Source organism: Kitasatospora aureofaciens (assembly GCF_019192735.1).
GTDB classification, from domain to species: domain Bacteria; phylum Actinomycetota; class Actinomycetes; order Streptomycetales; family Streptomycetaceae; genus Kitasatospora; species Kitasatospora aureofaciens_A.
Genome location: NZ_JAHTKP010000082.1, coordinates 21661 through 30424, shown reverse-complemented (window position 1 = coordinate 30424; position 8764 = coordinate 21661). Strand labels below are relative to the sequence as shown.

The 8764-nt window shown below is 68.5% G+C and carries 4 protein-coding genes; 1 reads left to right on the top strand and 3 read right to left on the bottom strand.

What is annotated here, in order from left to right; all coding sequences use genetic code 11:
- The first annotated feature begins 102 nt into the window (after positions 1-102).
- Positions 103-435 (top strand): integrase core domain-containing protein, encoded by a 333-nt coding sequence (locus tag KV557_RS37725; RefSeq protein WP_218206133.1) that lies wholly within the window; start codon positions 103-105, stop codon positions 433-435.
- Here KV557_RS37725 and KV557_RS37720 read toward each other — a convergent pair.
- The 3 genes from KV557_RS37720 to KV557_RS44260 form a co-directional block, all read right to left on the bottom strand.
- A complete protein-coding gene (locus KV557_RS37720) occupies positions 419-1000 on the bottom strand; it encodes a transposase (RefSeq protein WP_218206132.1) in 582 nt (193 codons plus the stop codon). The genes KV557_RS37725 and KV557_RS37720 overlap by 17 nt on opposite strands.
- A 145-nt stretch (positions 1001-1145) precedes the next feature.
- Positions 1146-1427: a hypothetical protein gene (locus KV557_RS37715; RefSeq protein WP_218206131.1), complete on the bottom strand. Its 282-nt coding sequence runs from the start codon at positions 1425-1427 to the stop codon at positions 1146-1148.
- 118 nt (positions 1428-1545) lie between these two features.
- Positions 1546-8346, bottom strand: coding sequence for a ricin-type beta-trefoil lectin domain protein (locus KV557_RS44260; protein WP_218206130.1), 6801 nt, complete (start codon positions 8344-8346; stop codon positions 1546-1548).
- Positions 8347-8764: the final 418 nt, after the last annotated feature.

The window sequence follows — 8764 nt, the reverse complement described above, 5'->3', positions numbered from 1 at the left end:
CGGTGGCTGCCACTCTCAACGGCAGACCTCGCAAGACCCTCGGCTGGAGAACACCTGCCGAAGCCCTCGATAGTCGGCTAAAGTCGCCGGTCAGAGCCTGTGTTGCGACGACTGATTGAATTCGAGCAGTACACGTCGTTCCGCCTGGCAACCCACCTGGCGGCCGAGCAGATCGCGGCCTCCATCGGCACCGTCGGAGACGCCCTGGACAACGCCTTGATGGAATCGACCATCGGCCTGTACAAAACCGAACTCATCAAGCGCCAAGGGCCCTGGCGGACCCTCACCGACGTCGAGATCGCCACCGCCGAGTACGTCGACTGGTTCAACTCCACCCGACTCCACAGTGAACTCGGCCACACCCCACCCATCGAGTACGAAGCCGCCTACTACAACCAACAGCAGCCAAACCTGCAGGTCACAGCCACAACCTAAAGTCTCTACTGAACCCGCAGCGGTTCAGGCCGCCCGTGTCGGTCAGGATGTGGCGCTTGCGTCCGTCGCTGAGTTTGTTGCCGTCCATCCCGCGCGTGGCCGCGGGGCAGGTCTCGGAGCCGTCCACCGACTGCGCGTCCATGACGCCCGCGCTCGGCTCGGCCGCCCGCCCCTCTCGCTGGCGCTGCAGGCGACGTAGCCGCTGGTAGAGCTCGCGCACATACCCGTGGCGCGACCAGCGGCGGAAGAAGTCGTAGACCTTGCGTGGCGCGGGCAGGTCGATGGGCATCGCCCGCCACTTCGCGCCGTTGTCGACGATGTAGCGCACCGCGTCGAACATCTCACGGTGGCAGTGCGCCTCCGGGCGCCCACCCCGCCCTTCCAGCCAGGCTGGCACCGGCATCGAGGCTCTGACGTGCGCCCATTCCGCGTCCGTCATGTCGGACGGGTAGTGCGGCGCTCGCCGTCCCGCCGCGATCGCTCCGTACTGGTGTACGTAGCAGTCACACGCGAGAGTGGCCGAAGTGGCACCGGAGGTCTCGGCGGTGGTGAACTGGTGCGGCAACGGGCCTCCTGCGGCGGAGTGTTGGTCGACAACCTCATCTCTGCCGAGAGGCCCGTTCGCTTATGCGCATCCACCGGACAGCAACAACGTTCGAGCCGTCACCCCACCGCACCCGCCGAACACCGACCGGTTCACCACCACGCACTCAGTTCGGCGACCGCTCGGAGAACTGCTCCCCGCCGAAGTCGAGGAGAACGTCAGTGGCGTCGAAGACCAGGACCCGGGCGAGTGCGGAGCCGGACAACGAGACGCGGGAGGTGGAGATCACCTGGGCCGCGCTGTTCCAGTTCCGCATCGCCACCGCCGAGCAGCTGCGCCAGCTGACCGCCCCGGACGCGGGCATCGAGAAGATGCGGGCGCGGTTGCGCCGACTGCGCACCGAAAGGCTGGCCGCAGAGCTGGTGCTGTCGCAGTCCGGGCGCACCAAGGGCTGGTTCCTGGGGCAACTCCACGAGCCCGGCCGGTACGAAAACGGCTCTGATGATGTTCCCGCCCTTCGGGCGGGAACATCATCAGAGCCAATTGGAGTTCAGGCGTCCAAGGCGCTACCAGCCGTTGGACCCCCACACCGGCCTGCCCACCGTCGGGCCAGTGATCACCTTGAGCTCGAACGTGTTCACCAGCATGGCGCAGCTTCGGCACGCACCGACCCCGACACCATGCTTGTCAGACTTGGAACCGTTGATCGTATTTGCGGCCACTGTACCACCGGTCGGGTCACGCCCGTCTTCCAGGGCCGCCGTTATGCACTGAGGAAGGCCGCACTGGCCATGGCCGTTCGACCAGGCGAATCTTGGAATTTTGTTCAGAGGCCCGGCCACGCTGGGAGCCAGCTTCGGCGACTGCTTCCCCTTCATGCTGTAGGACAGGAACATCGTCCCGTCCTGGAGTAGCAGCCCTTCGGACATGCCCGGCCGCTTCTTGCCCGAGAAGGCATCGATGGCCCCGTCCGCACGCTGCCGCACGGCTGCCATGAGTGCAGCCTCGCCTGGGGCGCGGCCGAACGACGCCGCACCGAGCCCTCCGACGCCGATGGGATCGTCGAGCGCCGACGGGAGGAAGGAGCCCGCCGCGAAGTTTGCGCTCTCGGGCTCTACTCCCTTGGACAGGGCCCACTGGTCGTACTTGTCCTCGAGTGCGTCTCCCGGGCGCTGCCCGTATCCCTGGTACAGCGCGTAGTTGGCAAACACGGCGACGGGATGGAGAAGGGTGGAGCCGAGTCCCGCCCAGAAGTCGCGGTCGTGGTTGGGGACTTCTACAGCGTAGCCCCATGAGGTGGGCCTGTGGCGCTTGGGCGGCGCCTTCTCGGTCCAGACCGCCGAGTTCTCGTTGTTGCTGAAGTCGATCAGCATGATGCTGACGGTGTTGTCGCTCTGCTCTGAGACGTTCTCGTAGACCCAGTGGTCGGGGCCGCCGCCCCACAGGTCGATGGTGCCGTCCTGGCAGGTTCCGTCGCACTTGCCTTCTGGGTGCAGGCCGGAGGGGTCGCTGAGGTTGACGGGGTTGTTGTTGCTGTAGGAGTAGCCGTTCCACTGCTGGGGACTTGCCGTGTCGATCACGGGGTCCGGGCTGAGGAAGCGGCCGGTGCTCGGTTGGTACTCGCGGGCGCCGAGGTTGGTGAGGCCGGTGGCGTCGTCCTTGGTGCCGCCGACGAAGCCGAGGTCACCGGCCCAGGTGCTCGGCTGAGTGCCGCGCGGGAGACCGAACGGGTCGCTGAGTCGCCGTGTTTCGGTGAGGGTCGTGCCGTCCAGGGCGAGGGTGCCGGTGCCGTGGTTGTCGCTGATCTGGTAGGTCCAGGTGCCGCCCTGGTGGATGAGGGTGAGACCGGCAGGCATCTGGTAGTAGCGGGTACCGCTGAGGGTCTTGGCGTTGGTGTCGTAGAGCAGCTCGTCACTGCCGAGGCTGATCGTGGTCCTGCCGGGATCGCGGCGGAGCAGCTGGTTGCCGCTTGCGTCGTAGACGAAGGTGGTGTTCTTGTTGGGGATGGTCCACTGCTGGCCTGCGGGGACGGTGCTTGCGCAGTCTGCCAGGGCGGTGGCGGTGGAGTTGGTGCTCACGTCGCCGGGGACGGCGAGGCAGCGGTTCGAGGCGGCGTTGAGCAGGGTCCCGTCGGCGCGGCTGGTCCAGGTCTGGGACGCGGTGCCGTCGCACGGCTGGAGCTGGATCGCGGAGCCAGCCGCGGTGCCCATCGCGGTCAGGCACTTGTTGTTGGCCCTGAGCACGTTGCCGGTCGTGTTGAACTTCTGGCCGCCGGCCGTGCTGGTGCAGGTGTAGATCTGCGCGACTGTCCCGTTGGCGGCGCTGGCGCCCCTCAGGTCGAGGCACTTGCCGCCGACCCCGGTGATCTGGACCGACGGGGTGACGGTGTCGAGGCGGCCCTCGGGGCTCCAGGCCATCGTCGTGGCGCGGGTCGCCGGGACATAGCTGGACACGGTGTTACCCGACGCGTCGTAGGTGGCCAGGGCCAGGCCTGTGGTGGTGCCGTTGGTCGTGGTGTTGTTCCTGGTCAGGGCGTGCGGGCCGCCGGTTCCCTTGCCCGTGTTGACGGTGCCGGCCGCTGGGAAGACCTGGGTGGTGACGGCGTCCTTGGTGGTGTCACCACCTGGGTCGTGCTGGGTCATGCCGCTGCGGTTGCCAGTCAGGTCGTAGGAGTAGTCCTGCCAGTAGGGGGCTGGTCCGCCCACCGTCGTCCTGGCCGGGGCCACGGCGCCGCTGGTCGGGGTGGTGTCGGTGCAGGAGCCCTGGCCACCGACGGTCGGCTGCGCGGCCATGGTCAGCGTGCTGGTGTCGGACCAGGCGGTGGTCAGCCGGCTGAGGTAGTCGTAGCCGAAGCACTGAAGATCGGTTGCTGACGGGTTGTTGTCGGCGACGGTGCGGATCGCGGTGATGCGACCTGACGGGTCGTAGGCGTAGCTGGTCTGCTGGACGGCGCCGGTACCGGCGGTCTGCTTGTCGACGTACTGCGACAGCTGTCGGCCGGTGGACTCGTCGTAGTTGTTGGTGACGACGATCTGGGTGCCCCACGGGTTGACGGTGCTGCGGGTCGGGTGGCCGTAGGCGTCGTAGTCGTTGGCGAGGTCGTAGGTCGAGCCGCCCATCGCACCATAGGACCGCTGCAGTCCGTAGGCGTCATAGCTGTAAGAGACGGTCTCACCGGGGATGTCGCCGACGGCGGAGCGGCTGTCCGAGGTCAGCAGACCTGTGCTCGGGTCGTAGGTCGCCTGGTAGGTGTAGGTGAACGGCGCGGTCGAGCCGATCTCCGAACCGGGGATCGTGGTCGTCGACTTGACGGCGTGATAGGCCGTGTCGTAGGCGAGCACTGAAGTGCTGTAGGCGGCTCCGGATGTACCTCCCACATAGCGCGTGGAGGTCGCCGGCTGCCCCTTGACAACGGAGTCGTAGGTCTTGGCCGTCAGCTGCTGGGCCGGGTCGGCGGTCGTACCGGCGTAGCTGCCCGTGGTGCGGCCGAGCAGGTCGTAGGTGTAGGTGATGGTCTGCCCGCGGGCATCGGTGGTCGAGGCGAGGCGGCCATCGGCGTCGTAGGCCTTCGTGCTGGTGCCCGAGTCCGGGTCCGTGGCGGAGATCTCACGTCCGAGCAGGTCGTAGCCGGTCGTCCAGGTGTTGCCTGCGGCGTCCGTGTGTGAGGCTGGCCGGCCGGCCGCGGTGTAGCTGTAGCCGGTCACGTCCGCGTCGGCCGGGTTGCCGGTCGTGGTGGTGGTCTTGTACTGCCACAGATGGGTGGTACGGCCACGGGAGTCGGTGACCGTGCTGGTCGGCGTGGAGCCGGCGGGCGGGGTCACGTCGGTGCGGTCCGCGCCGGGGTAGGCGGTGGTGGTGGTGCTCTGGATGTTGCCGTAGGCGAGGAACTCGCTCGTCACCGGGCGGCCGAGGCCGTCGTAGACGGTGTGCGACTGGGCCGGGACCTGGTCGGTGCTGGTCTGGTACAGGGTCGCGCCAGGGGCGGCGTCCTTGTTGTACCAGGCGCTGTTGGACCGAGTCACCCGCCCGAACGAGTCGTACATGGTGTCGGTGATGATCCGGCCGGTGTATGCGGAGATCGCCGGGGTCGTCTGGGTCTGGATCGGTCGGCCCAGGCCGTCCAGGAGCTCGACGCCGGTGACGTAGGTGTCACCGGGGCCGGCCAGGGTGGTGGCGGTGATGGTCGGCGGGACCGCGCTGCCGTTCACCACGCCGGGGACGGCGTAGGCCAGGGTCTTGCTGGCGCTCTTCGCGGTGTCGCGGCCGGGGAGCCAGACTGCGGTCAGCCGCCCCATCGCGTCGTAGCTCTTGGTCGTGGTGCGGCCGTTGGGGTCGGTGACGGTCTTCGGCAGGCCTCGGGCGCTGTCCAGGACCGTGGTCGTGGCCCGTCCGGTGCCGGCATCGCTCGCGCCGGTCGGCGCGGGCGTTGTGACGGTGATGCTGCTGGGCAGCTCGCCTGCACCCGGCGCGGCGTAGGCGGTGGTGACGGTTCCACCCTTGGGGTGGGCGCTGTCGGTGACCTTCGGGTCGGTGACCGTCAGACTGCGCCCGTAGGCGTCGAAGGTCTGTCGGGCCGTAGTGGTGAACTGTGCGGTGCCGGAGCTGTCGAAGTGGTCGGCGACCTCCCCGGTGGTCGGATCGGCGGTGACCCCTGCTTGGCCCAGCGACAGGCTGTCGAAGTAGGTGCGGCTCCAGCTCACCGTGTTCGCGGCGGTCGGCGCGGCGGCGCACGCCCCAGGTCCGCTCACTGAGAGCGTCTCGGAGACGAGGGCGGTCACCTGCGGGTCCGGGCCGCTGGCGTAGGACGTACGCGCGCAGAGGTCCGGCTGACCGTCCGCCGAGTCGAGGAGCGTCAGGGTCCGATCAGCGTGGGCCGGGTCGGTGGTCGTCATGGTGCTGGTCGCACGCCAGCTGCCGTCGGCCTTCAGCGCCTTGGTCGTCGACGTCCTGGCAGTGGCGCCGTAGCGGGCGAGCAGCGACGGCAGGCTGCCTCGTGCATGCGTCGCGGTGACGACCGGACCGGAGCTGGTGTTGACCGTGTAGCCGACGACCGTGCCGCCGGCCTGAGTGTAGGTGTCCTCCTCCAGCGGTGTGCCGGACAGCCAGTCGAAGTCAGTGACCTGACCGCTCATCGGTCCGGCCACGGAGACGCTTCGGGTGCCGCTGGACGTGATGTCACCGTCCATGCCTTGGTAGAACGTCGTGCCCTTCTGGGTCTTCGGACCGTCGCTGCCACTGCCCGCGACGGTGGTCACCGAGGCGTAGCCCCGGAACTGGTCCCAGGTACGGTCGGCGTCCTTGGTCAGCGGGGAGTCGTTGCGGTGCCAGGCCGCGTTGCCGTAGCTGTAGGCGACCGTCATTGGCACCGCCCCCGGGGTGTTGGGGTTGGTGGTGACCGTGGCGACCGGATAGCGCAGGAACCAGTCATCGATCGGGGCCGCGTCCGGCTGCTCTGTCGACGGGTGCCACTTGACGTTGAAGCAGGACAGGGTGTCCGTGTCGGCGGAAACCGGCATGATCTTGTTGACTCGGGAGCACGCGGACTGCTGGTAGTCGACGCCGATCGTGCCGCCGATCTCCGTGGTGATCAGCTGGATACGCGGCCGGTTGAAGGCCGGACGGGCCGGCACCAGGTCGGTGCCGTCCACCCGGTTGGGCAGCAGCACCGCGGTGAACGACACCGGCGACGTCGTCACCTGGGCGGCGGATGCCTGGCTGTCCTTGGCGGTGCGCTGGACCGACGCGAGCCAGGGCACCTGGGTGTTCTCGGTGGCGTTCTGTACGTTGACGAACTGGTGGTTCAGCGCATAGAAGTCAACGTCCTGGTAGGCGCCGTTGACCCGCACCTGGGTGGTGATGGAACTGAGCCACTTCGTGCTCCAGAACGTCGGACCCCAGGTGGTGCAGGTGTCCGTACTCGTGCACTGCTGGTCCATCGGGACGTCCGGCCAGTTCGCCGCGTTCGCGCTGGTCCTGTTCGCCGGGTCGCAGGCGCTGGTCGAGGTGACACACCGCTCGGTCGAGGCGAAGACAACCTTCACGGCCGGGTCGTAGGAGCCGTTGGCGTTCAACTGGTCCGACAGCAGCTGGCCATAGCCGATCGAGGCGAGGACGCCGCCTCGCGTGTATGAGGTGCTGGTGCCCGTGCCGCTGTTCTGGCCGGCCCCGCGGGCGTAGAAGTTCGACTCGGGGGTGTAGCTGTAGGTGGTGAGGTTCCCGTGCCGGTCCACCACGTAGTCGAGGTTCCAGCGCCAGGCCGTCTGGCACCAGGAGCCCTGGCCCTTGGACGAGTCATAGCACGGGTCGCCGGAGTTCGGGGAGTACACCGGGACGGTCCAGGCGGAGCCGCTGTCAGCGCCGGTGGTCGTCGGGTTGCCGTTGGGGTCGGGCAGGTGGTTCAGACCGAAGTAGAAGACCGTGCCAGCGTTGTCGGTGACCTTGATGTACGAGCCGTTCCAGGTACCGTTGGTCGCACCGGTCAAGAACTGCACCTTCGTGCCGTCGTCGCCCTTGATCCGCCAGGTACAGTTCGACTGCTCCGCGGTACCGGGGGCGTTGGACTGGCACGACGCGTCGTCCGGGACGAGTTCACCGGAGTGGCCCGCGAGGGAGAGTGTGGCGTTCGCGCCCGCCCAGCACTCGTCGCCGGAGTGGGTGAGCCCGTCCGTCGAACACGGCTTGTACGAGCGTTCCACGAAACCGGGGTTGTAGTCCCAGCCGTCACCGATCCAGGACGCCTGTGCGTTGGTGGACGAGGTCCGGCCGTCCACCGAGGACGAGTCGTAGGCCAGCGAGACCTGCGGAGACCCGCCGCCGAGCGTCGGCGGCAACTGGATCGGGTACGAGTAGGTGAACGATCCCTGCGCGTTGCCGGACGTCCACGCCTGGGACGGGTTCAGCGAGGTCGCCGCATAGGTGCCGGCCCCACCGGAGGGGCCCGATACCGCAGCGACCACCGTGGCGGACGCGGATGGCGCGGCCGCAGCCATCGTCCTCACGGCGCCCGGCGCCCCGCCGCTCATCGGCACATCCGCCACCAGCTTCTTGCTCGCCGCGTCGTACTGTGAGGCGAGCGGAGTCTGCTCCAGGCACCCCTTCACCGCAGGAGTTGTGAGCGAGCACGCTGGCATCGCGACCAGATGCGCACGCGAGGCCCAGTCGCTGCCGAGGCCGTCGCCCAGCTGCGTGGTGTCGATCCCGAGTCGTACCGCGCCGCCTGCGGCGTTCCCGTCTCGCGACAGCGACACGACCGGGCCGGGGATGCCTGCTGCCGCAGCAGCCTTGGCGTCCATCACGTCCACCGTTACGGCCTGCTCCGCGACCGGAGAGCCCGGCAGCGGCGTGAGCGAGACCGGCAGCCCGGGCATGGTGGCAACGGCACCGGTCGGTGCGTTCGCCGTGACGGCCGGGGTGGCAGCCGGCGCGGCGCCCAGTCGCACGGTCGCGTGACCGCTGGCAGCGGGCCTGGCTGACTTCGGCGGCTGCCAGGTCGGAGGCACCGGGTGGGCCGGCTTCGCGACCGGCACGGCAGGGACGCCGTGTCCCGTCACCGAGGCGGTCCTCGGCAGGGCCGTGTGCGTCGGCGACCAGATGTGTGAGTAGTCCGGCCCGGTGGCCGCTGCCGCCGCCATCGGCACGAGGAGCGACCCCACAACCGTCACAGCCGTGGCCGCGGCGATACTTCGACGCCGGGGTTTCAAGGGACTTCGGACAACGCGAGCAACGCGGAACACCATTACTGGTCTCCCCCAATAGACCGAATTGCCGGACCGATGCACGGTCAAC